17 protein-coding genes and 1 pseudogene are annotated in these 22,589 nt (G+C 69.6%); 10 read left to right on the top strand and 8 right to left on the bottom strand.

Annotated features, from left to right (window positions below; translation table 11 throughout):
• Positions 1-38: 38 nt before the first annotated feature.
• Positions 39-335, bottom strand: a complete 297-nt coding sequence (locus tag K3U94_RS16635) for an MGMT family protein (RefSeq protein WP_220694428.1) — start codon at positions 333-335, stop codon at positions 39-41.
• 11 nt (positions 336-346) lie between these two features.
• Entirely contained in the window at positions 347-1,135 is a 789-nt protein-coding gene (locus K3U94_RS16630) for an alpha/beta fold hydrolase (protein WP_047318910.1), read from the bottom strand.
• 58 nt (positions 1,136-1,193) lie between these two features.
• On the opposite strand from K3U94_RS16630, the gene K3U94_RS16625 reads away from it, so the two are divergent.
• The 4 genes from K3U94_RS16625 to nudC are packed head-to-tail and all read left to right on the top strand — an operon-like array spanning position 1,194 to position 9,744.
• Positions 1,194-4,343 carry an ATP-dependent helicase gene (locus K3U94_RS16625; RefSeq protein ID WP_220694427.1) on the top strand — a complete coding sequence of 1,050 codons (3,150 nt, stop codon included), beginning with the start codon at positions 1,194-1,196 and terminating at the stop codon, positions 4,341-4,343.
• The gene (locus K3U94_RS16620; protein ID WP_220694426.1) at positions 4,340-7,636 is read left to right on the top strand and encodes an ATP-dependent helicase; all 3,297 of its coding nucleotides are present in this window, start codon (positions 4,340-4,342) and stop codon (positions 7,634-7,636) included. The genes K3U94_RS16625 and K3U94_RS16620 overlap by 4 nt, the downstream gene beginning before the upstream one ends.
• Before the next feature lie 55 nt (positions 7,637-7,691).
• Positions 7,692-8,768, top strand: a complete 1,077-nt coding sequence (locus tag K3U94_RS16615; protein WP_047318912.1) for a potassium channel family protein — start codon at positions 7,692-7,694, stop codon at positions 8,766-8,768.
• Between the two features lie 52 nt (positions 8,769-8,820).
• On the top strand, positions 8,821-9,744 hold the full coding sequence (gene nudC / locus K3U94_RS16610) for an NAD(+) diphosphatase (protein WP_220694425.1): 924 nt from the start codon (positions 8,821-8,823) through the stop codon (positions 9,742-9,744).
• Here the strand turns inward: nudC and K3U94_RS16605 are convergent.
• Positions 9,716-10,657 (bottom strand): cytochrome P450, encoded by a 942-nt coding sequence (locus tag K3U94_RS16605; RefSeq protein WP_230987177.1) that lies wholly within the window; start codon positions 10,655-10,657, stop codon positions 9,716-9,718. The two genes, nudC and K3U94_RS16605, sit on opposite strands and share 29 nt — an antisense overlap.
• A 186-nt stretch (positions 10,658-10,843) precedes the next feature.
• On the opposite strand from K3U94_RS16605, the pseudogene K3U94_RS24440 reads away from it, so the two are divergent.
• Positions 10,844-11,209: pseudogene (locus tag K3U94_RS24440) on the top strand (transposase); the annotation flags it as partial.
• A 73-nt stretch (positions 11,210-11,282) separates the two neighbouring features.
• Positions 11,283-12,080, top strand: coding sequence for an IS256 family transposase (locus K3U94_RS24435; protein ID WP_434084929.1), 798 nt, complete (start codon positions 11,283-11,285; stop codon positions 12,078-12,080).
• A gap of 20 nt (positions 12,081-12,100) precedes the next feature.
• Here the strand turns inward: K3U94_RS24435 and K3U94_RS16595 are convergent, their stop codons facing one another.
• Positions 12,101-12,421, bottom strand: coding sequence for a hypothetical protein (locus K3U94_RS16595; protein ID WP_220694423.1), 321 nt, complete (start codon positions 12,419-12,421; stop codon positions 12,101-12,103).
• 151 nt (positions 12,422-12,572) lie between these two features.
• Here K3U94_RS16595 and K3U94_RS16590 point away from each other — a divergent pair, with 151 nt between their 5' ends.
• A complete protein-coding gene (locus tag K3U94_RS16590) occupies positions 12,573-15,851 on the top strand; it encodes a LuxR family transcriptional regulator (RefSeq protein ID WP_230987176.1) in 3,279 nt (1,092 codons plus the stop codon).
• A gap of 2 nt (positions 15,852-15,853) precedes the next feature.
• Here K3U94_RS16590 and K3U94_RS16585 read toward each other — a convergent pair whose 3' ends face one another.
• Positions 15,854-16,102 carry a mycoredoxin gene (locus tag K3U94_RS16585; RefSeq protein WP_047318916.1) on the bottom strand — a complete coding sequence of 83 codons (249 nt, stop codon included), beginning with the start codon at positions 16,100-16,102 and terminating at the stop codon, positions 15,854-15,856.
• Between the two features lie 73 nt (positions 16,103-16,175).
• On the opposite strand from K3U94_RS16585, the gene K3U94_RS16580 reads away from it, so the two are divergent.
• Both K3U94_RS16580 and K3U94_RS16575 read left to right on the top strand, forming a co-directional pair.
• Positions 16,176-18,272, top strand: coding sequence for an ATP-dependent DNA helicase UvrD2 (locus tag K3U94_RS16580; protein ID WP_220694422.1), 2,097 nt, complete (start codon positions 16,176-16,178; stop codon positions 18,270-18,272).
• Between the two features lie 238 nt (positions 18,273-18,510).
• The gene (locus K3U94_RS16575) at positions 18,511-18,756 is read left to right on the top strand and encodes a WhiB family transcriptional regulator (protein ID WP_047318918.1); all 246 of its coding nucleotides are present in this window, start codon (positions 18,511-18,513) and stop codon (positions 18,754-18,756) included.
• A 13-nt stretch (positions 18,757-18,769) separates the two neighbouring features.
• Here the strand turns inward: K3U94_RS16575 and K3U94_RS16570 are convergent, their stop codons facing one another.
• Genes K3U94_RS16570 through K3U94_RS16560 form a run of 3 tightly spaced genes read right to left on the bottom strand, consistent with a single transcriptional unit; the run spans position 18,770 to position 21,666 of the window.
• Positions 18,770-20,125, bottom strand: coding sequence for a macrolide-binding ATPase MABP-1 (locus tag K3U94_RS16570; RefSeq protein ID WP_220694421.1), 1,356 nt, complete (start codon positions 20,123-20,125; stop codon positions 18,770-18,772).
• A 55-nt stretch (positions 20,126-20,180) separates the two neighbouring features.
• Positions 20,181-21,050: a TOMM precursor leader peptide-binding protein gene (locus tag K3U94_RS16565; protein WP_220694420.1), complete on the bottom strand. Its 870-nt coding sequence runs from the start codon at positions 21,048-21,050 to the stop codon at positions 20,181-20,183.
• Positions 21,051-21,090: 40 nt separating this feature from the next.
• Positions 21,091-21,666 carry a TetR/AcrR family transcriptional regulator gene (locus tag K3U94_RS16560; RefSeq protein ID WP_047318921.1) on the bottom strand — a complete coding sequence of 192 codons (576 nt, stop codon included), beginning with the start codon at positions 21,664-21,666 and terminating at the stop codon, positions 21,091-21,093.
• 47 nt (positions 21,667-21,713) lie between these two features.
• Here K3U94_RS16560 and K3U94_RS16555 point away from each other — a divergent pair, with 47 nt between their 5' ends.
• Positions 21,714-22,589 carry a lysophospholipid acyltransferase family protein gene (locus K3U94_RS16555; RefSeq protein ID WP_220694419.1) on the top strand — a complete coding sequence of 292 codons (876 nt, stop codon included), beginning with the start codon at positions 21,714-21,716 and terminating at the stop codon, positions 22,587-22,589.

Here is a 22,589-nt window from a genome sequence, read left to right as displayed (position 1 = left end):
TATTCGGACTGAGTACACGCTCGCCGAATGTGCCGCCGTCAGAACCGGTGTCGCAGCGTGCGCAGATCCACCTTTCCATCGACGGCCGGGACGCCTTCGGCGCGAAGGCGTTCCAGTTGCTCGGTGCGCAAGTGGGCCGCGGGCCGTCCCGACGCCGGGACCACCCGGTGCCAGGGCAGGTCGGAGCCGTCGATTCGCAGAATCCAGCCGACAATGCGGGGACTGGAAAGCCCTGCCGCGGAAGCGACGTCGCCGTAGGTGGTGACCCGGCCGGCGGGCACGCTGATGATCAGCGCACGCACCAGCTCGACCTGCTCGTCGGTGACGGCCGCCACGGACCGCGCTCCTAGCGCCGGGCCAGCTGCGCGCGGATCACGGCGGCAGCCTCGGCGGGACGGGCCTGGTCCACCATGTGATTGCAGTCGAAGTCGACCAGGTGGAAGTTCGCGCCCAGGCGGGCCCGCAAGGCATCGATGAGGGCCTCTTCCACGTACGGCGGCGAGGTGCGGGTGGCCCGCACCAGGGTGGTCGGCGTGGATTGCGGGAGCACGCTGGGACGGGCCAGCTCGCTCCAGTACGACATCACGGCGGGCACGCTGATGCGCCAACCGAAGCGGCCGGTGGGCAGCCTGACCAGATGCTCGTCGAGTTCGATGTCGAGCAGGCCCGGCGCCACGTCGGACCACGCGCCGTTCTCCTTCTCGGCACGGGCCTCCGCAGCATCGGGGTAGTCGGGGGAGGCCAGCATCGCGGCCGCGATCGTGGCCATCCACTCGCCGTCCAGGCCGATCGCCGGGTCGAGCAGGATCAGCGCGTCGACGAGGTCGGGCCGTGCCGCGGCCAGATGCAGCGCTATCGCACCGCCGAAGGAGTGCGCGACCACCGGAACCGGGCCGTCAGCAGCGCCCTCCAGCAGCGCCGCGAGCGCGGCGACGTTGGCGTCGATGCTCCACGGGGCCGCCCATGAGGAGTGCCCGTGGCCGATCAGGTCCGGTGCGGCGACGGAGATGTCCGGCAGCTGCTCGGCCACGTAGCGCCAGCGCGCCCCGTGTCCGGTCAGTCCGTGGACCGCCAGCAGCCCCACCGGGCCGTCCGGGCCGTAGCGGTGCACATGCAGTCGATGGTCGGATTTCACCCGTCGATGGTGCCAGCCGCGCCCGCACTTGTCGGTAGGCAGTGCTGTCATAGGCGGTATGCCACAGGATTGGGGAGCACAGGCGGCGCAGGTCGCCGCGGCACTCGATCCGCGTGCGCGTGGCGTCTTGCAGGTGCGCGGGGGGCCGGGCACCGGCAAGACCAGCCTGCTGGTGGAGGTGGCCACCGCCCACGTCGCCGCGGGTGTGGACGCGAATTCGGTGCTGCTGCTGACGGGGTCGGGTCGGCTTCCCGCGGCGGAACGCGGGACGCTGACCGCGACCTTGCTGGCCGCCGGCGGACCCGCGACGGGCCAGGCGATCCGGGAACCGGCGGTGCGCACCGTGCACGGCTACGCGTTCGCGGTGCTCCAACGCGCCGCCCGGCGGGCCGAGGCCACCCCTCCGCGGCTGGTCACCGGCGCCGAACAGGACAGCGTGATCCGTGAGCTGCTCGCCGGGGACGGTGCCGGGGCCTGGCCGCCGGCGTTGCACGCGGCCCTGGCCACCGACGGCTTCGCCACCGAACTGCGGGACTTGATGGCGCGCTGCGCAGAACGTGGCGTGGACCCGGCTGAGTTGATCAGGCTGGGCAAGCGGTTCCGCCGCCCGGAGTGGACGGCCGCGGGCCGGTTCGCCCAGCAGTACGAGCAGGTGATGCTGCTGCGTGCCGCGGTCGGCACCGCGGCGCCCCAGGCGACCACGCCGGCGCTGGGCGCCGCGGAATTGGTCGGGGCGGCCCTGGAGGCGTTCGCGATCGACCCGGATCTGCTCACCGAGGAACGCAGCCGGATTCGGCTGCTGCTGGTCGATGACGCGCAGCAACTCGACCCGCAGGCGGCCCGGTTGGTGCGGGTGCTCGCCGCCGGCGTGCACCGGACGGTGATCGCGGGTGATCCCGATCAGGCGGTGTTCGGATTCCGCGGAGCCGAACCCACCGTCCTGCTGGCTGACGACGCGCGACCCGACGGGGCCGCGGTGCCCGTGGTGACGCTGACGACGTCGCACCGGTGCGCCCCGGCGGTGGCCAGGGCCATCAGCACTGTCGCCGGGCGGCTGCCCGGCACCAGCGCCACCCGCCGGCTTGAGGGCGCCGGGCCCGACGCGGGGACGGTCAGCGTGCGCACCGCGGCCACCAGTCACGCCGAGGCGGCCCTGATCGCCGACACCCTGCGGCGTGCCCACCTGATCGACGGGGTGCCATGGTCACAGATGGCGGTGATCGTCCGATCGGTGCCGCGGGCGGCGGCGCGCCTGCCCCGCACCTTGGCCGCCGCCGGGATCCCGGTCACGCTGCCGGCCAGCAGTGGGTTGCTGGCCGAACAGCCCGCGGTGGCCGCCCTGCTCACGGTGCTGGAATGCACCGCTGAGGCCGTGGATGGGCCTCGCGCGCTGGCATTGCTCAGTGGGCCGATCGGGCGGGTGGACCCGGTCTCGCTGCGGCAACTGCAACGCACGCTGCGCCGCTGCACGGCCCGCCCGCAAGCCCCGTCCGAGCCGGGTTCATGCGGCGAGCGCCTCGCGGCGGTGCTCACCGGTGCGCCCGGTGAGCTGCCACCGGCGCATACCCGCGCGCTGCGCCGGGTGCGCGCGGTGCTGCAGGCCGCGGCCCGCAGCCACGCCGACGGCCGCGACCCGCACCACACGCTGTGGCAGGCCTGGAATCGGTCGGGGCTGCAACAACGCTGGCTGTCGGCCGCCGAGCGCGGCGGTCCGGCCGGCGCCCAGGCCGGCCGGGATCTGGATGCGGTGACCGCACTGTTCGACCTCGCCGAGCAGTACGTGGCACGCACCGCCGGTGCCACCCTGACCGGGCTGGTCGAATACGTCACGGCGATGCAACTGGCGGCGCCCCGCCCCGATGCCGCGACGGGCACGGAGGCGGTGGGTGTGCTCAGTGCCCACGCCGCGCTCGGGCGCGAATGGGATCTGGTGGTCATTGCCGGCGTCCAGGAAGGGCTGTGGCCCAACACCGTTCCGCGCGGCGGCGTGTTGGGAACCCAGCGGCTTCTGGACACCCTGCACGGCTTCGGTGAAGAGGTCTCGGCTCGGGCCCCGCTCCTTGCCGAGGAACGGCGACTGCTGGTGGCGGCGCTGGGCCGGGCACGTCGCCGGCTGGTGATCACCGCTGTCGACGGCGACGGGGACGGCAGCGCCGAGGAGCAGATCCCGTCGGAGTTCTTCGTCGAACTCGCGGCCTGCGCCACCGGCGAAGAGCATCGGGCGCCGGCGTCACCGGTGGTGGCTCCGCCGGTGCTGTGCGCGGCCGGGTTGGTGGGCCGGCTGCGCGCCGTCGTCTGCGCGCCGGAGACCGCTGTGAGCGATTCCCAACGCGCCGACGCCGCAACGCAATTGGCGCGACTTGCCCGGGCCGGTGTGCCCGGTGCGGACCCGCAGAGCTGGTACGGGGCGGCGCCGTTGAGCACCGAGGAACCGCTGAGGCGCCCCGGCGGCGGACCGGTCACCCTGTCGCCGTCGGCGCTGCAGAGTCTGCTGGACTGCCCGCTGCGCTGGTTGGCCGAACGCCATGGCGGAACCGACGGACGTGACCTGCGCTCCACGATCGGATCGGTGATTCACGCTCTGGTCGCCGAATCGGCGGGCAGCCCGCAGGAACTGCTCGCCGAGTTGGACCGGGCGTGGCAGCAGCTGCCGTTTGCGTCGCAGTGGTACTCGGCCAACGAACACGACCGGCATCGCGCCATGATCGAGACGTTCCTGACCTGGCGGGCGCAATCCCGCGGCGAGCTCACCGAAGTCGGCACCGAGGTCGCCTTCGACGGAGTAATCGACACCGGTGAGGACGGGGTGCGGCTGCGCGGCCGGATCGACCGGGTCGAACGCGACGCCGCCGGCCGGCTGGTGGTCGTCGACGTCAAGACCGCGAAGACTCCGGCCAGCAAGGACGAGGCTCAACAGCACGCTCAGCTCGCCGTCTACCAGCTGGCGGTCGAAGCCGGGCTCATCGGGCCCGACGAGCAGCCCGGCGGCGCCCGGCTGGTCTATCCCGCCAAACCCGGAACGGTCGGCGCCACCGAGCGCCAGCAGGACCCCCTCACTCCCGACACCGGCGGGCAATGGCGGGAGCGGATCGCGCAGGCGGCCGCTGCTACCGCCGGCCCGCAGTTCACCGCCCGAGTCAACGACGGGTGCCGGCACTGCCCGGTCCGGCCGATCTGTCCGGCCCACAACGGCGGGTGCGGCACATGACAAACCGCTACGACCCCGCCGAACTGGCGGCCGCGCTCGGGTTGCATCAGCCCACCGAGGAGCAGGCCGCGGTCATCGCCGCACCGCCGGGACCGCTGGTGGTGATCGCCGGCGCGGGTGCCGGCAAGACCGAGACGATGGCGGCCCGGGTGGTGTGGCTGGTTGCCAACGGCTACGCCGAACCCGGCCAGGTATTGGGCCTGACCTTCACCCGCAAGGCGGCCGGCCAACTGCTGCGCCGGGTTCGATCCCGGTTGGCGCGGTTGGCCGGTGCCGGACTGATGCCGGCCGAACCCGCGGCCGACGCCGCCCCGACGGCGCCCACCGTCAGCACCTATCACGCCTTCGCCGGCGCGCTGCTGCGCGAGCACGGGCTGCTGCTCGGCATCGAGCCGGACACCCGGCTGCTCACCGAGACCGGGCTGTGGCAGCTGGCGTTCGACGTGGTCAGCAGTTATCCGGGGGAACTGCACACCGACCGGGATCCCGCCGCGGTCACCGCGATGGTGTTGCGGCTGGCCGGGCAGCTGGCCGAACACCTGGTGGACACCGACGCACTGCGCCACACCCACCTGGAGTTGGAGCGGCTGGTGCACACCCTGCCGCCGGGCCCGCGCCAGCGCGCCGAACCCAACCAGTCGCTGCTCAAGATGCTGGACACCCAGACCGAACGCGCCGAACTGGTGCCGCTGATTGAGGCCCTGCACCAGCGGATGCGGGCGGAACGGGCAATGGATTTCGGCGCACAGATGGCGACTGCCGCTCGGCTGGCTCAGGCAGGCGAGGCCGTCGGCGCCCGGTTGCGCGCCACCTACCGGGTGGTGCTGCTCGATGAATATCAGGACACCGGGCATGCCCAGCGCATCGCCCTGTCGTCGCTGTTCGGGGGCGGCGCCGACGACGGCCTGGCGCTGACGGCGGTGGGTGACCCGATCCAGTCGATCTACGGCTGGCGCGGCGCCTCGGCGACCAACCTGCCCCGCTTCGCCACCGACTTTCCGCTCTCCGACGGCACACCAGCGCCCACCCTGGAGCTGCGGACCAGCTGGCGCAACCCGCCCGAAGTGCTGCACCTGGCCAATGAGATCTCCGCGGAGGCGCGCCGGCGCTCCGTCACGGTGCGATCGCTGCGGCCGCGCCCGGCCGCGCCCCCCGGCGACGTGCGGGTCGCGCTGCTGCCCGACGTCGTCGCCGAAGACGAGTGGGTGGCCGAGGCATTGCAGCGGTGCTACCGGCAAGCCGACGCCGACGGGGTGGCCCCGCCCACTGCCGCGGTGCTGGTGCGGCGCAACGCCGACGCCGCGCCCCTGGCCGAGGCGATCCGCGCCCGCGGTGTGCCGGTGGAAGTAGTGGGGCTGGCCGGGCTGCTGTCCGTGCCGGAGGTGGCCGACCTGGTGGCGATGCTGCGGCTGATCCAAGAGCCGACCGCCGGCGCCGCGGCGATGCGCGTGCTGACCGGACCGCGATGGCGGCTCGGCGCCGCAGACCTGGCCGCGCTGTGGCGGCGCGCCGCCGAGCTGTCCCGGCCCGAACAGTCGACCGCGCCGGTCTCTGCCGCGGAGATCGCCGCCGCGGCCGGGCCCGATTCCGACACCGCATGTCTGGCCGACGCGCTCGCCGATCCCGGACCGGCAGAGCGCTATTCGGCCATCGGGTACCGGCGCATCGTCGCCCTCGCCGAGGAACTGACCCTGCTGCGCGGCCACCTGTGGCATCCACTGCCTGACCTGGTTGCCGAGGTACGCCGCGTGCTCGGCCTGGACTGCGAGGTGCTTGCCGCCCAGCCGGTGGCGGCCAGTGCGGCCGGCACCGAACAACTCGACGCCTTCGCCGATGTGGTGGCCGGATACGCCGAGGGAGCCGGGGCCCAGTCCGCACTGCCGGGCCTGTTGGCCTACCTGGATGCCGCCACGGTGGTGGAGAACGGGCTGGCGCCGGCCGCGCCGACGGTCGCTGCCGACCGCGTCCAGATTCTCACCGTGCACGCCGCCAAGGGACTGGAATGGCAGGTGGTCGCGATACCGCACCTGGTGGCGCGGGTTTTCCCGTCGACCGCATCGCGACGCAGCTGGCTGTCCGACGCCGCTGAACTGCCGCCGCTGCTGCGCGGCGACCGGGCCCAACTCGACGGAGGAGAGGCGACGCTGGGACCGCCGCATGGGCCGGGCGATCACGGCGTCCCACTGCTCGACACCGACGCGGTCACCAACCGAAAGCAGCTGTCCGACGCCATCTCCGAACATCAGCGCCGCCTAGAGCAGCGGCGGGTCGACGAAGAGCGCCGGCTGCTCTATGTCGCTGTCACCCGCGCCGAGGACACCCTGCTGGTCTCTGGCCACCACTGGGGGCTGGGGGGCGAGGCCAAGCCTCGCGGTCCGTCGGATTTCCTCACCGAAATCAAGGCGGTGATCGACACCGCGGCCGACGCGGGGACGCCCTGCGGGGTGGTCGAGCACTGGGCGCCGGAGCCGGCCGACGGAGATAGAAACCCGTTGTGCGACAAGGTAAACGAAGCAACATGGCCGGTTGACCCGCTGGCCGGCCGGCGCGGCGATGTCGAACGGGGCGCGGCGCTGGTTGCCGCGGAGCTACAGGCGGGCGAGCCGCAGGACGGATCGTCCTCGGCCAGCCCGTGGGCGGCTGATGTCGATGCGCTACTCGCAGAGCGCGCCACAGCCGCGACGCAGCGGGCCCGCATTCTGCCCAACCAGCTCTCGGTGAGCGGCCTGGTCGAGCTGAGCCGTGACCCCGACGGTGCTGGGCAGCGTCTGAGTTGCCGACTCCCGGCCCGGCCCGACCCGCATGCGCTGTTGGGCACCGCATTTCACGACTGGGTTCAGCGGCTCTATGGGGCCGAGCGGCTTTTCGAGCTCGAAGACCTGCCCGGTGCGGCCGATGCCGACACAGCCCGCGCCGACGCCCAGGAGCTGGCCCGTCTGCAGGCGGCGTTCCTGGATTCACCGTGGGCCGCCCGCACCCCCATCGCCGTCGAGGTGCCGTTCGAGATGGCCATCGGCACCCGGGTGGTGCGTGGCCGGATCGACGCGGTGTTCGCCGAGCCGGACGGTGGCGTCACCGTGGTGGACTGGAAGACCGGTGCGGCGCCCGACGGACCCGAGGCGCGCCGGCACGCCGCCGTCCAGCTCGGCGTTTACCGGTTGGCCTGGGCCGCGTTGACCGGCTGCCTGGAATCGCAGGTGCGAGCCGCCTTCCACTACGTGCGTTCCGGGACCACCGTCGTCGCCGATCAACTGCCCGAACTGGCTGAGCTGGCCGCGCTGCTCAACAGCTGACGACACCTGTGGTTACAGTGGGTCCGTGCGTCAGGCTGACCGATGACCGCCCGTCGTGGCGGGAGCTAGCTGGCGGCGGTTGCGGCGTCTTGACGAGACGCTGACCGCCCAGCCCAGTTATGCGCTCGTCGGCGTGCTACGCATGCCACACGGGCAGTCCAGTCCCGGCCGCACCGTCTATCGGCGAAGCCTCATCGCGCTGGCGGCACTGCTGGTGTCCGCGTTGTTCGTCTACGTCGACCGCGACGGCTACCAGGACGTGCAAGGCGACCGCCTGACCTTCCTGGACTGCCTCTACTACTCCGCGGTGACCCTGTCGACCACCGGATACGGCGACATCACGCCGGTCACCGAGTTCGCCCGCATGATCAATGTCCTGGTCATCACCCCGCTGCGGATCGCCTTCCTGATCCTGCTGGTCGGAACGACCGTCGAGGCGTTCACCGAGACCTCCCAGCAGGCATTCCGCATTCAGCGTTGGAGGAAGAGAGTGAAAGACCACACCATCGTCATCGGGTACGGCACCAAGGGCAAGACCGCGATCGCCGCAATGCTCGGCGACGACGAGACCACCCCGAGCGACATCGTCGTGGTGGACAACGACCGGTCGGTGCTCGACCGCGCCAAGAGTGCCGGGCTGGTCACCGTGGACGGCGACGCGACCAGATCGGATGTCCTGCGGCTGGCCAGCGCCCAGCGCGCCTCGGCGATCGTGGTGGCCACCGGCTCGGATGCCACCGCGGCACTGGTCACCCTGACCGCCCGCGAGATCGCCCCACAGGCCACCATCGTGGCGTCCATTCGGGAAGCCGAGAACCAGCACCTGCTGGAGCAGTCGGGCGCCGACTCGGTGGTGGTGTCCTCCGAGACCGCCGGCCGGCTGCTCGGCATTGCCACCACCACGCCGAGCGTGGTCGAGATCATCGAGGATCTGCTCACCCCGGACGCCGGGTACGCCATCGCCGAGCGGGAGGTGGAGCAGAAGGAGATCGGTGCCTCGGCGAAGCATCTCAACGAGATCGTGCTCGCCGTGGTGCGCGGCGGCCGACTACTGCGGTTGGACACACCGGACGTTGATGCGATCGAGGCCGGCGACCGGCTGCTCTACGTGCGTACGGTGACCAGCCAGTGACGATCGCAAGCGCGGCGACGCCGGGCGCAGCGGGGCGGCACGGGGAGGAATGATGGGTGGCTTCCAGCTGCGCCAGGTGCCCCTGTTGTCGCGGGTTGGGGCTGATCGAGCCGATCAGTTGCGCACCGACACCGATGCGGCCGTCGCCGGCTGGTCGGCGGCCGCGCTGCTGCGGGTCGATCCCCGCAACCAGGTACTGGTCGCCGGCGGCCGCGTGGTGCTGCAGGAGGCCAAGGAACTGGGCGACACCCCACCATCGGACGCGGTCTTTTTAGGCCGCATCGAGGACGGTCGGCACGTCTGGGCAGTCCGCGACGCGCTGCGGGCCCCTGCCGACGTCGACGTCTCGGTGCTGGACATCCGTGCCACCGGCGACATCTTCGACGACGTCAGCGCCCAATTGGTGTCTTCGGCCATTGCGCTGCTGAATTGGCATGACAATGCCCGGTTTTCGGCCGTCGACGGCACGCCGACCAAGCCGGTACGTGGCGGCTGGGCACGGGCCAATCCGGTCACCGGTGTCGAGGAGTTCCCGCGCATCGACCCGGCGGTGATCTGTCTGGTGCACGACGGTGCCGACCGCGTGGTGTTGGCCCGCCAGCACAACTGGCCGGTCCGGATGTTCTCACTGCTGGCCGGGTTCGTCGAGGCGGGCGAGTCGTTCGAGGCCTGCGTGGTCCGCGAGGTTCACGAAGAGGTTGGGCTGGCGGTGCGTGATGTGACCTATCTGGGCAGCCAGCCGTGGCCGTTCCCACGGTCGCTGATGGTCGGCTTCCACGCCGTCGCCGACCCTGCTCAGACCTTCGTCTTCAGCGACGGCGAGATCACCGAGGCGGCGTGGTTCACCCGCGACGACGTGCGGGCCGCGCTGTCCGCCGGGGCCTGGAACAGCGGCAATCCGGATGCGAAACTGCTGCTGCCCGGGTCGATCTCGATTGCCCGGACGATCATCGAGTCGTGGGCTGAGTCGGGCTGAGCGAGTCGCGACCGACGAACTCCAGGGGCAGCACCTGCGGTCCGGTCAATTCGGTGACTGGTTTCCACGGCGCCGGGCCGATTTGGCGTGGATTCGACATCCTGGCCGTCAGGACACGCAGCGCCTCAACTAGTTCGATGCGGGCAAGGTGCACGCCCAGGCAGTAGTGGACACCGCCGCCGAAGGTCAGCATCGCCGGTGTTCCCGTGCGAGCGATGTCAAAACGATCCGGGTCTTCGAAGGCCGCCGGGTCCCGATTGGCCGCAGCTGTATTGGCTACGACGAACGAACCCGAGGGAAACGTCACGCCGCCAAGGTCGACGTCGACGACGGCCTTGCGCAGGACGCGGAAGTTCACCGGCGCGTACCGCAGCACCTCCTCGACCGCCTGCGGTACCAGCTCGGGACACCGGCTCAGCGTCTTCCACTGGTCGGGATGATCGACGAGCACCTGCATCGCCGCGGCCAACTGGTGCCGCGTGGTGTCGATACCGGCATTGAACAGGATCACCACCAGGGCGATGAGTTCGTCGTGGCTTAACCGGTCGCCGTCCTCTTCGGCTCGAAGCAGCTCGGAGATCAGGTCGTCGGCCGGCTTCGAGCGCCGCACAGCAATGAGCTGCTCGATGTAGCCCTCCAGGCCATTCCAGGCGCGCAGGATCTCTGCCTCGTACTGGGCGACCTCGATGCTCATGGCCTTGGACAGGCCGGTCACCCACTCGGACAACTGTTCCCAGTCGTTGCGCGGTGCGCCGAGCAGCGAGCCGATGATCGCGATCGGATACCACCTGGCGATCTCGGCCACGAATTCGCACCGGCCGATGGCAGCGCACTGGTCGACCAGCTCGGTGATGACGTCGATGCACGCGCCGCGCATCCGTTCGGCGGCACGTGGGCTGAACGCCTTTGCCACCAAAGCACGTAGCCTGCGGTGCTCGGCGCCGTCCAGGGGTAAGTCCCCTGGGGTGGTGGGGTTTCGGGAGGCGGTCCGGCCAGGGTTGAAGGTCCCGGGTGTGTCGGTGCCGGTGTTGGGGTGGGCCATCGCGTAGTGATCGGTGAGTTACCTACCAAGTGACTCAACAGGAAGACACACGACGCGATGACCCAGAACCATTCTGCCCTGCTGGCCCAGCTCGATGCACTCAAGTCCGCCGACTCCGGTGCGGTGTTCGCTGAGCTGATCCGCGCCGGGCTGCAGGCGCTGATCGAGGCCGAGGCCACCGAGGCGATCGGGGCCGGCCGCTACGAGCGCACCGGCGGGCGTAGCACGCAGCGCAACGGGCACCGCCCCAAGACGGTGGCCACAACCGCCGCGGCGATATCGAGGTGGGCATCCCCAAGCTGCGGGCTCTCGTTTTTCCCGTCGCTGCTGGAACGCCGCCGCCGCATCGACAAGGCCCTGCACGCGGTGATCATGGAGGCCTACGTGCACGGGGTGTCCACGCGCAGCGTCGATGACCTGGTAGCCGCGATGGGCGTCGAATCCGGGGTGTCCAAGTCGGAGGTCTCCCGGATCTGCGCCAAGCCTCGATACCGAGATCGAGGCGTTTCGCACCCGCAGCCTGGCTCACACGCAGTTTCCGTACGTGTTCTGCGACGCCACGTTCTGCAAGGTGCGGGTCGGGGCGCATGTGGTCTCCCAGGCCCTGGTGGTGGCCACCGGGGTCTCGATCGACGGCACCCGCGAGGTGCTGGGCACCGCTGTCGGCGATAGCGAGTCCTTCGAGTTCTGGCGGGAGTTCCTCGCCTCGCTCAAATCGCGTGGTCTGTCCGGGGTGCACCTGGTGATTTCCGATGCCCATGCGGGCTTGAAAGCTGCGGTGGCCCAACAGTTCAGTGGGTCGTCGTGGCAGCGGTGCCGGGTGCATTTCATGCGTAACCTGCACACCGCCGTGGCCGCGAAGCATGCCCCCGCGGTGACCGCGGCGGTCAAGACGATCTTCGCCCACACCGACCCCGAGGGAGTCGGCGACCAGTGGGACCGCGTCGCCGACACCCTCGCCGAATCGTTTCCGAAGGTCGCGGCCATGATGGGCGAGGCCAAGACCGATGTGCTGGCGTTCACCGCGTTCCCGAAGGCCCACTGGCAGAAGATCTGGTCGAACAACCCCATAGAACGGTTGAACAAGGAGATCAAGCGCCGGGCCGATGTCGTGGAGATCTTCCCCAACCCCGCGGCGTTCCTGCGCCTGGCGACGGCGGTAGTCATCGAAGCCCACGACGAATGGCAGGTCACCCGCCGCTATCTCTCCGATGTCTCCATGGACGAACTACGCACCGTCATCGCCAAGAAACACACCGCCGAAGCGCTTGCCAAACAACACCAAATCGCTTAGCGTTCACCATGACTCGTCGATCACGACGCATGAACCACGTCCGATCCGAAGTCCACCACTCCACGGGACGCTATCCCGTCCAGATGGAGCAACAGCCGGGTGACCCGATCCCAGACCGGGCCGGAGGTGATGCCTTGCATCAGCAGGGCGATGCCCTGCGGTGTCACAAATCGTGGATCGCGCAGGACGGCGCGCACCAGGTCGTACCCGAGCACTTCCGGACAGAAGGGGCCGAGGGCGACCGGACCCGCGCGACGAGCGTCGGCGACAGCGCGGTGGAATTGCTCCGGGGTCGGGTTGTCTCCGTATTGGATGGTCGGCAGGTTCGCGTAGAGGTTCATGTCCAGAACTCTGCGATGTCTGCCGATGCTCGGCCATCGGCCGAAGGGCGTAATTCTGCGTCGATCGAACGCCTACATACGCGCCCTGCTGAGGCAATGATTGGCATTTTCGCTGATGTTGTACGCCGTCGATCACCGCAGGCTGGCTAGCATGAGCGAAACGAGCTGGAACGGCACGGACATGAGCGACATCGGGGAACTTCCGACGGGCACCGTCACTCTGCTGTTGGCCGACGTCGAAGGTTCGACGCGGTTGTGGGAGACCCAGCCCGAGGCGATGAGAGCCGCCGTCGCACGGCTCGATCAGGTTCTGGCGCACGTCGTCTCCCAGCACCACGGTGTCCGGCCGGTCGAACAGGGGGAGGGTGACAGCTGCGTTGTCGCTTTTGCCCGTGCTGCGGATGCGTTGGCCTGTGCGCTGGACCTCCAGCGCTCGGCCTTGGCGCCGATCAAGTTGCGGATCGGGCTGCATACCGGCGATGTGCAGCTTCGTGATGAAGGAAACTACATCGGTCCGACCATCAATCGCACGGCGCGGCTTAGAGATCTAGCCCATGGCGGTCAGACCGTTTTGTCAGGTACCACCGAACTCCTTGTCGTCGACCAACTCCCGACCGGCGTCGTGCTCACCGATCTGGGCACCCATCCGTTACGGGACTTGCCGCGCCCGGAACGCGTGGTGCAACTCTGCCACCCGGACTTGTGCAACGACTTCCCGCCACTTCGGGTCGCCAGTCCCGTTGACCTCAACCACCTTCCGGTGCACCTGACGAGCTTCATCGGCCGTCGGCAGGAAATAGTCGACGTTGGGAAGGCGCTCAGTGAGAATCGCCTTGTCACCCTGACCGGTGCGGGCGGCGCCGGAAAGACTCGACTGGCAGTGCAGGTCGCCGGCATTGTTGCCGCGAATTTCGCGGGCGGTGTCTGCTACGTGGACTTGGCCCCGATCATTGACCCGAAGATGGTCGCTGTGACGACGGCGCGAGCGCTGGGTTTGCCGGACCAACCGGGTCAACCGTTGAGCGACATGCTGCGGCGGTTCCTGCGCGATCGCGAAGTCCTGATCGTGCTCGACAACTGCGAGCATCTCCTCGACGCCTGCGCGGAGCTGATCACCGGGCTGCTGGCCGCATGTCCCGCGGTGACGTGGCTGACGACCAGCCGCGAGCCGATCGGTGTGACCGGCGAGGTGAGCTGGCGGGTGCCGTCGCTCGGCTTGGCCGACGAGGCGATCGAGTTGTTCGGCGATCGTGCCCGTCGCACCAAGCCGGGATTCTCGGTGACCTCCGAGAATCTCGACACGGTGACCGAGATCTGCCGTCGCCTCGACGGGCTGCCACTGGCGATCGAGCTTGCGGCGGCGCGGGTGCGGGCGTTGTCGCCCAACGAGATCCGCGACAGCCTGCACGACACTTTCCGGCTGTTGACCGGTGGTGCGCGTACTGCGGTACGACGCCAGCAGACCTTGCGGGCCTCGGTGGATTGGTCCCACGCTTTGCTGTCGGAGCCCGAACAGGTGCTGTTCCGCAGGTTGGCGGTTTTCCTCGGCGGCGGTGACCTCGACGCCGCCCAGGCGATCATGGGCGGTGAGATCGAGCGTTACCAGGTGCTCGACCAGCTGGTCCTATTGGTCGACAAGTCACTGGTGGTCGCCGACGACAGTTCACACGGCACCCGCTATCGGTTGCTGGAGACGGTGCGTCAATACGCCATGGAAAAGCTCAGTGAGTCCCGCGAAGCGGGCGAGATACGGAACCGCCATCGCGACCACTATGCGGCGATGGCCACTGCGCTGGGCGCTCCCGGCGAGGTCGGCCAGGAACGCATCATCGATCGGTTGGACGCCGAAATCGATAACCTGCGAGCGGCTTTCGCATGGAGCAAGGAATGCTCCGACACCGATAGGGCGCTGATACTGGCGGCGGCGCTGCAACCGTTGTGGCTGACTCGTGGGCGTATCCAGGAAGGGCTGAGTTGGCTCACGGCGTCCCCCGATCCGGACCCGGCCGGTTCCGAGATGTCGGAGGCGCGGGTATGGGCGTCGGTATGCCGGGCGCAGCTGCTGTCTTTTCTGGGACGAACTGATGTCCTCGACGACGCCGAACAATGCCTGGCCGTCGTACGCGAGTGCGGCGACACCGCGATGCTGGCTCGGACGCTGGCGGCGTGCGGGATGATCTGTGCTCCCGGAAATCCCGAGTTGGCCCGCGGGTATTTCACCGAGGCGGCCGACTTCGCTCGCGCTGTCAACGACTTGGGGACGTTGGGCCAGGTGCTGGCCTCGAACGCGATCGCGGGTCTGATGCTGGACCAACCGCTCGCGGAGATTCAGACCGCCGCCGAGGAGGGGCTTCGGATCGCCGAGGGCATCGGCGCGGCATTCATCGCGCGCCAGTGCCGGTTCGCGCTGGGCTGGGCGCAGATGTATGGCGGTGACTTGTCCGGCGCCGTCACTCGTTTGGGGGAGGTGATCGAGGACGCCGCACGCGCTAACGATGCGATGTACTCAATCTACGGCCACACCATGCGCACCTTTGTGTTGGCTTACGCGGGTGACGCGGCGGGGTCGCGGGCCGAGGCTGCGGCGGCCTCGGGCAGTGTCTCACTTTTCGAGTACTACAACGGCCCCGTTCATTGCGCACAGGGGATGGCGCATCTGGCTTCCGGGGATGCGTCGGCGGCGCGGCAGGCATTCGAAACCGCCCGGGAGTGCTCCGGGCTGGACCCGCAGACCGCCTCGTCCTTTGTGTGGGCGGCGTTGGCGCCGCTGGCATGCGGTGACATCGCCGACGCGGGCCGCTGGGCCGACGATATCGCGGCGTCGACCCGCGGTTACGGTCGTGCGCTGACGCTGGTGGCGCGTGCCCGGGTGGGTATCGCTCGGTGTGACGTCGCGGCGGCCGAACGTGACGCCTACGAAGCGCTGGCGATTGCCGTGGAACTCGGCGCGCCGTTTGTCGTCCCGTTCGCCCTCGCCTGCCTCGGCCATACGATGAGCGCTACTGAAAACAACGTGGTTGCCGCCCGCTTGTTCGGTGCCGCCGAGGCGGCCCGCCAGCTCATCGGGCTCGAGCCGCTGGCGGTGCTGGCCGAGCAAGACCAGTCCGCGTTGTCCGGGCTGCGGGCCACATTGGGCGAGAAGGACTTCGGCGCGGCGTGGGCAGAAGGGGCCGCGCTGTCGATCGACGAGGCGATTGGCTACGCGCAGCGCGGTAAAGGTGAGCGCAGGCGCGCTGAGAGCGGGTGGTCGTCGCTGACCCGAGCCGAGCGCGAAGTCGTGCGGCTCGTCAGCGAGGGGCTGGGCAACAAAGAGGTGGCGGCACGGCTATTCGTCTCACCGCGCACGGTGCAGGCTCACCTCACCCACGTCTACACCAAGCTTGGGTTGACATCGAGGGTCCAGCTGGCCCAGGAAGCGGCCCGGCACTGAGCTCAGGCGCCGAGCCGCTCCAGCTTCGCCTTGACCTCACGCCCGGTCGGGTTGGTCAGCGTCGAGCCGTCGGCGAAGCGCAGCGTGGGCACCGTGCGGTTGCCGCCGTTGGCCGAGCTGACGAATTCCGCCGCTGTGGGGTCCAGCTCGATGTCGATCTCCTCGTACGGGATCTCAAGCTTCTTCAAGGACGCTTTGAGCTGTCGGCAGTAGCCGCACCACTGGGTGGTGTACATGACGAGCTGGTTCATAACTCCCCAAACGTAGTCGGTGATCCGAATATGCCCGAATCGGCGTCTCGGGCCGTCGGGGGCGCCTGCCAAGATGGACGCCATGGATGCGCTCATCGCCGGGCTGGACGAGGAGCAGCGCGCTGCGGTGCTGGCGCCGCGCGGCCCGGTGTGCGTTCTCGCCGGTGCTGGGACCGGCAAAACCCGCACCATCACCCATCGGATCGCCCAGCTGGTCGCCGGCGGTCACGTCGCGCCCGGACAGGTGCTGGCGGTGACGTTCACCCAGCGCGCCGCCGGGGAGATGCGGTCCCGGTTGCGTGCGCTGGGTTCGGCGGCCGGCGCGGGCGCGGCTGCCGGGGTCGGCGGAGTCCAGGCGCTGACCTTTCACGCCGCCGCCCGGCGGCAGTTGCGGTACTTCTGGCCGCGGGTGGTCGGCGACACCGGGTGGGAGCTGTTGGACCGCAAGTTCGGGGTGGTCGCCCGCGCCGCCGGCCACGCCGGCCTGCGGTTGAGCAATGACGACGTGCGTGACGTGGCCGGCGAGATCGAGTGGGCCAAGGCATCCCTGATCGGGCCCGAGCAGTATCCCGAGGCGGTGGCCGCGGCCGGCCGCGATACCCCGCTGGACGCCGCCAAGCTGGCCGATGTCTACGCCGGTTATGAGGCGCTGAAGGCTCGCGGCGAAGTGGCGATGCTCGACTTCGACGACCTGCTGCTGCACACCGCGGCCGCGATCGAGAACGACGCTGCGGTGGCCGCCGAATTCCGGGACCGCTACCGGTGTTTCGTCGTCGACGAATACCAGGACGTCACGCCGTTGCAGGAGCGGGTGTTGTCGGCCTGGCTGGGGGAGCGCGACGACTTGACCGTCGTCGGGGACGCCAACCAGACCATCTATTCGTTCACCGGAGCCTCGCCGCGCTATCTGCTGGACTTCACTCGCCGGTTTCCGGACGCCGCACTGGTGCGCCTGGAGCGCGACTACCGGTCCACGCCCGAGGTGGTGTCGCTGGCCAACCGGGTGATCGGCGCCGCACGGGGGCGGGTGGCCGGCAGCAAGCTGAACCTGATCGGGCAGCGCGAATCCGGCCCGGCTCCGGTCTTTCGGGAGCATTCCGACGAGGTCGCCGAGGCCGCGGCGGTGGCCAAGTCCATCGCCCGGTTGATTCACGACGGCACTTCGCCGGCCGAGATCGCCGTGCTGTACCGGATCAATGCGCAGTCGGAGGTCTACGAGGAGGCGCTCACCGAGGCCGGCATCGCCTACCAGGTGCGCGGCGGCGAGGGGTTCTTCACCCGCCAGGAGATCCGCCAGGCGCTGGTCGCGTTGCAGCGGGCCGCGGAGCGTGGTGCCGATGGGCCGCTACCCGAAACGGTGCGCGGTGTGCTCGAACCGCTCGGGCTGACCACCGAACCGCCCAGCGGGGCCAAGGCGCGCGAGCGCTGGGAGGCCCTCGGTGCGCTGGCCGAACTCGTCGACGACGAGGTGGCCCAACGCCCCGACCTCGACCTGCCCGCGCTGTTGACCGAACTGCGGATGCGCGCCGACTCCCGGCACCCGCCGACGGTGCAGGGCGTCACCCTGGCATCGCTGCACGCTGCCAAGGGCCTGGAGTGGGACGCGGTGTTCCTGGTCGGCCTCGCCGACGGCACGCTGCCCATCTCGCACGCTTTGGCGCACGGCGCGGACAGCGAGGCGGTCGAGGAGGAACGCCGGCTGCTCTATGTCGGTGTCACGCGGGCCCGCATCCACCTGAGCTTGAGCTGGGCGCTGGCCCGCGCCCCGGGCGGGCGGGCCGGCCGCAAGCCGTCGCGCTTCCTCAGCGGGATCGCCCCGCAGGCCGACGCCGCCGCCCCCGCCAAGCGCCGGGCCCGCGGGGCCCCGAAGCACTGCCGCGTCTGCAACAAGGCGCTGGCCACCCCGGCCGCCATCATGCTCAGCCGGTGCGAGACCTGTGCGGCCGACGTGGACACCGAGCTGCTGGTGGCGCTCAAGGACTGGCGACTGCGCACCGCCACCGAGCTGAAAGTGCCTGCTTACATCGTCTTTTCCGACAACACCCTGACTGCGATCGCCGAGATGCTGCCCGGCGACGAGGCCGCTCTGGTGGCCATCCCGGGCATCGGCGCGCGCAAGCTGGAGCAGTTCGGCTCCGACGTGCTGGAGATGATCCGCAACCGGGGCTGAACGTGCAGGTCAGAAATTCGGTTGTGCGCGGGGGCCGGCAACGACTAACCTGCCAAACCATGACCACCCCGACCACGATCGCCGTACGCGCGGCTGCCGCCGCGCATGCCGCTGCCGGCGTGTCCGTGCATCGGGGTTTTGCCTAACGCATCAGCTCAACCAGCCCGATGGCCACGGACCTGAAACCAGGACCGTGGCCATTTTTTTGCATTCTTCCCAGAACAGGTGACCGACGACGATGAAGAACCAGCTCGAACTGCCGTGTAACAGCGATCCCGACCTGTGGTTCGCCGACGCCCCCGCCGATCTGGAGCGGGCCAAGGCGCGGTGCGCCGCGTGCCCGATCCGCCAGCAGTGCCTGTCGGCGGCGTTGCAGCGCGCCGAGCCGTGGGGGGTGTGGGGCGGCGAGATCCTCGACCGGGGCAGTGTCATCGGCCGCAAACGGCCGCGTGGCCGCCCACGCAAGGAGCCGGTCGCCGCGTAAAGCGACCGCGGTACTAGGCGGACGGACCGACCGCGACGTCTTCGGGATCGGTGAAGCCCGGCACCAATTCTTCGGACAGCCGCTTGATCGGCACGTGGGCGTCGAGCTGACACATGATCGCCGTGGTGGATCCGAGCACCCGCATCGGCATCGCGAGTTTGGGCGGCAGGTCCAGCTGCCGGGCCGTCTTGATCTGCTCGACCGGGCGCTCCAGTTGCTTGCCGGCGATCCGCATCAGCCACTTGCGGCTGTAGTGGAAGACCTCGACCTCGACCGGTTCGACGTACTGACGGAACATCTCGTCGATCTCGCGTACCGAGACGTCCTGGCCCTTCTGGATGAAGCCGCCCCGGCGCATGGTTTCGATGACCTTGTCGTATTCCTTGTCGCGGGCGTAACGCACCGAGGCGCCCAGCTCCGGGGGGAAACCGCCGGGCATCGGCGCCACCGCACCGAAATCGATGATGCCCATCCGGCCGTCCGGCAGCAGCATGAAGTTGCCCGGGTGGGCGTCGCCGTGGATGAGCTCCAGCCGGCGGGCGGCGTCCCAGGTGAACTCGGCCAGCCGGGTGCCCATCAGGTCGCGTTGCTCGACGGTGCCGTTACGGATGATCTCGGCCATGCCGATGCCGTCGATCCACTCCTGGATCACCGTCTTGGGGGCGCTGGCCACGACGTGCGGGATGTGGAAGTGGGGGTGGCCGGCGTAGGCCTTGGCGAAGATGCGCTGGTTGTCGGCCTCCAGCCGGTAGTCCAGCTCCATCTCGGTGCGCTCGATCAACTCATCGATGACGCCCTTGACGTCCACGCCGGGTGCCAGCTGCTTGAAGATGCCGGTCAGCCGCCGAATCGTCTTGAGGTCGGCACGCAGCGCCTCGTCGGCGCCGGGGTACTGGATCTTGACCGCCACGGGACGGCCGTCGGCCCACACCGCTTTGTGCACCTGTCCGATGCTGGCCGAGGCGATGGGGGTGTCGTCGAACTCGGTGAAGCGCTCCCGCCACTTGGTGCCCAGCTGCGCGTCGAGCACCCGGTGCACTTTGTCCGCGGGCAGCGGCGGCGCATCCTTCTGCAGTTTGGTCAGCGCCTCCCGGTAGGGCTCGCCGAACTCCTCGGGGATGGCCGCTTCCATCACCGACAGGGCCTGGCCCACCTTCATGGCGCCACCCTTGAGCTCACCCAGGACGGTGAACAGCTGGTTGGCCGCCTTCTCCATGAGCTCGGCGGTGACCTCGTCCTTGGACTTGCCGGTCAGCCGTTTCCCGAGCCCGAGTGCTGCCCGGCCGGCGAAGCCGACGGGCAGGCTGGCCAGCTTCGCATTGCGCGCCGCGCTACCGCGTTTGATGTCTGACACGTGTCCATCATCCATGACGTTGCTGTGGTGCCGGTCACCGCGTTGGTAATTCCCGGTGGCGCATACGACGTCAGCAATCGCACAGCGGGTGCCGGACCCAGCGTCGCATCACGATCGATCCGGCGGCCAGGTCCAGCTCCAGGGTGGCGTCCAGCGTCGGGGGAGCAGCCAGGTCCCGGTCGGCTGCGGTCCCGCGCACCGCTGCGATCACACGGTCGACTTGGCTCAGCGCCAGCGCCGCCGTCGCCAGCACTGTGGCCCGGTCGGCGTGGGCGACGGTGTGGCGTAGCTGCGCGGCCACCGCGGGCCACGCGGAGTCCCGGTCCCGCCGGTGTAGATCGGCGCACCCCAAACAGCTGGTGACTCCTGGCAGGACCAACGGGCCGACCAGTCCGGTGCCGTCGCGCACTCGCACCGGCAGGTGCGGCACCCGCTCGGCATGCAGTTCCCGTACCAGCCGCGGGTCAGGGACCAAATAGTCCGCCAGTACCACCAGGTCGGTCCCCGCGGTGCTCACCGTGGCGTGCGGGTGACTGCTGCGCCGGACCACGGCGCTCGAGCAACGCAGCGATTCGACCAGCAGATCCGACAGCGGGCCGCGGCCGTGCACCCGCAGCGAGACCGTGCGGCACCCACGGCGCGTCCCTTCCTCGCGGACGGCGACCCGTGACGCCACCAGAGCGGCCAGCAGCTCATCGAGCTCCGCGGCGTCCACCGGGCCGTGTTGGGCGGCTTCGCGGTGCAGCGCGGCGACGGTGGTCGGGATCTGCATCGCGCGCAGGACGGTGGCCAGCGCTGCCGGGGTCAGGCCACGGGGTGGCTGCACCAGCACGGCGCGCCTCGGATCCCAGCCGATCTGCACGGCACCGTCGGGACGCAGCAACACCGGCAGCGCCGGATCGAGGGTGTAGGTGGAGGTCTCGGAACCAACCCTTGTCACGCACGCGACCCTGTCATGCCGGGCGGCAACACGCCTCCCGTCATCCACAGGGGCGAGCAACGATCCGCCGCGCGGCCTCGACGGCGGCGCCGCGTTGGCGTGCGATCACAGCGCGGTCGGTGAGGGCCTCGTACGGATCGGGGGAGTGGGCCCAGGCCAGGCCGATACCGAACAGCAGGGCCAGCAGGTCCAGGGGTTCCCAGGAGGTGTCGACGTGCCCGTCGCTCTGGGCGGCTTCGATGGCCGCGACGGCGTGCTCGAAGATCGCCCTCCCGTCTGCGTGGGGCTCGTCGAGGGCCAATCCTTCCAGGCGGGCCCAGGTGATCATGCGAAGGTGTTCGGGTCGGTTGCGGCCCAAATCGTAGATATCGCCGGCGAATTCGGGCACCGCGTCGGGACGTAGGGTGACCGACCGATAGAAGGCGGTCACGTCGGTAGCCATCACTTCCCGAAACAGGGTTTCCTTGTCGCCGAAGTGGGCATAGAGGCGTTCCTTGCTGGCGTGTGCCGCGCCGGCGATCCGGTCGATGCGCGATCCGGCAAGACCATGGCGAGCGAACTCGGCGCGGGCAGCATCGAGTATCTGGCCGCGCAGCTCACCGGCGTTCCGTCTCACAGCAAGATCATAACCATACGAACCAGTTCGTTCTGTACTGTGAGGGCATGCACGTCCTGACCGACACCGACGCGATCCTGAACCAGCCGCCGCGGGTCGACGCCCTGCGGCGGGCCGTCGAGACCGTCGCCGACGCGGTCACGCCCGCGATCGAGGCGTACCGGCCCTACGTCGAGGGGCTCGAAAACCTGCCCCGTGATGGCCGATTTCTCTTGGTGGGCAACCACACCCAGGTCAGTGTGGAAGCCCTGCTGATTCCCTTTCACGTTCGGCGCGTGATCGGCAAACGGGTACGGTCACTGACGGATCGACAGTTCGGGCGCATGCGGGGCCCGGCGCGAGATCTGCTCGCCGCCGCGGGGGCGCTGGTGGGCGCGCCCGAGCCGGTCCGCGAACTGATGTGCCGCAACGAGCCCATCCTGGTGTTCCCCGGCGGCGGTCGGGAGATTCCGAAGTTCAAGGGGGAGGAGTACACCCTGCGCTGGCAGGGCCGCGCCGGATTCGCCCGCCTCGCAGTCGAACACCAGTATCCGATCGTGCCCGTCGGGTTGGTCGGTGGCGATGACGTCTACCGGAGTCTGAGTCGTCGCGGTGGCAGCTGGGAACGCTTCAGTGCGGCTCTGACACGACGGCTTGCCGGGCCGCCGGACATGGTCATGCCCCTGCAGCACGGCATCGGCCCGACCCTCATCCCTCGACCGCAGCGGATGTACCTGCGCTTCGGCGCCCCGATCGACACCACCAAGCCCGCCCGCGTCTCGAGCGAGAAATGGGTTGCCACCGTGCGGGAGAAGACTCAACAGTCGCTCGAGCGGATCTTGGCCGAACTGCTCGACGTCCGCGCCGAGGATCCCTACCGCCACCTCAATCCGCTTGCGTGGCGCCGCGCCGCCGCACCACCCGAGACGGTGGCACGCAGCTGA

The organism is Mycolicibacter heraklionensis, assembly GCF_019645815.1.
Lineage (GTDB): Bacteria > Actinomycetota > Actinomycetes > Mycobacteriales > Mycobacteriaceae > Mycobacterium > Mycobacterium heraklionense.
Note: the sequence above shows the minus strand (reverse complement) of the source record. Positions and strands in the feature narration are given on the sequence as shown.

Excerpts from the sequence above, each read along its gene's own strand:
- K3U94_RS16620 (WP_220694426.1), top strand. The coding sequence starts at position 4,340 with ATGACAAACCGCTACGACCCCGCCGAACTGGCGGCCGCGCTCGGGTTG.
- K3U94_RS16590 (WP_230987176.1), top strand. The coding sequence starts at position 12,573 with ATGAGCGAAACGAGCTGGAACGGCACGGACATGAGCGACATCGGGGAA.
- K3U94_RS16570 (WP_220694421.1), bottom strand. The coding sequence starts at position 20,125 with ATGGATGATGGACACGTGTCAGACATCAAACGCGGTAGCGCGGCGCGC.
- K3U94_RS16555 (WP_220694419.1), top strand. The coding sequence starts at position 21,714 with ATGCACGTCCTGACCGACACCGACGCGATCCTGAACCAGCCGCCGCGG.
- K3U94_RS16575 (WP_047318918.1), top strand. The coding sequence starts at position 18,511 with ATGAAGAACCAGCTCGAACTGCCGTGTAACAGCGATCCCGACCTGTGG.
- K3U94_RS16625 (WP_220694427.1), top strand. The coding sequence starts at position 1,194 with ATGCCACAGGATTGGGGAGCACAGGCGGCGCAGGTCGCCGCGGCACTC.
- K3U94_RS16585 (WP_047318916.1), bottom strand. The coding sequence starts at position 16,102 with ATGAACCAGCTCGTCATGTACACCACCCAGTGGTGCGGCTACTGCCGA.
- K3U94_RS16595 (WP_220694423.1), bottom strand. The coding sequence starts at position 12,421 with ATGAACCTCTACGCGAACCTGCCGACCATCCAATACGGAGACAACCCG.
- nudC (WP_220694425.1), top strand. The coding sequence starts at position 8,821 with ATGGGTGGCTTCCAGCTGCGCCAGGTGCCCCTGTTGTCGCGGGTTGGG.
- K3U94_RS16580 (WP_220694422.1), top strand. The coding sequence starts at position 16,176 with ATGGACGCCATGGATGCGCTCATCGCCGGGCTGGACGAGGAGCAGCGC.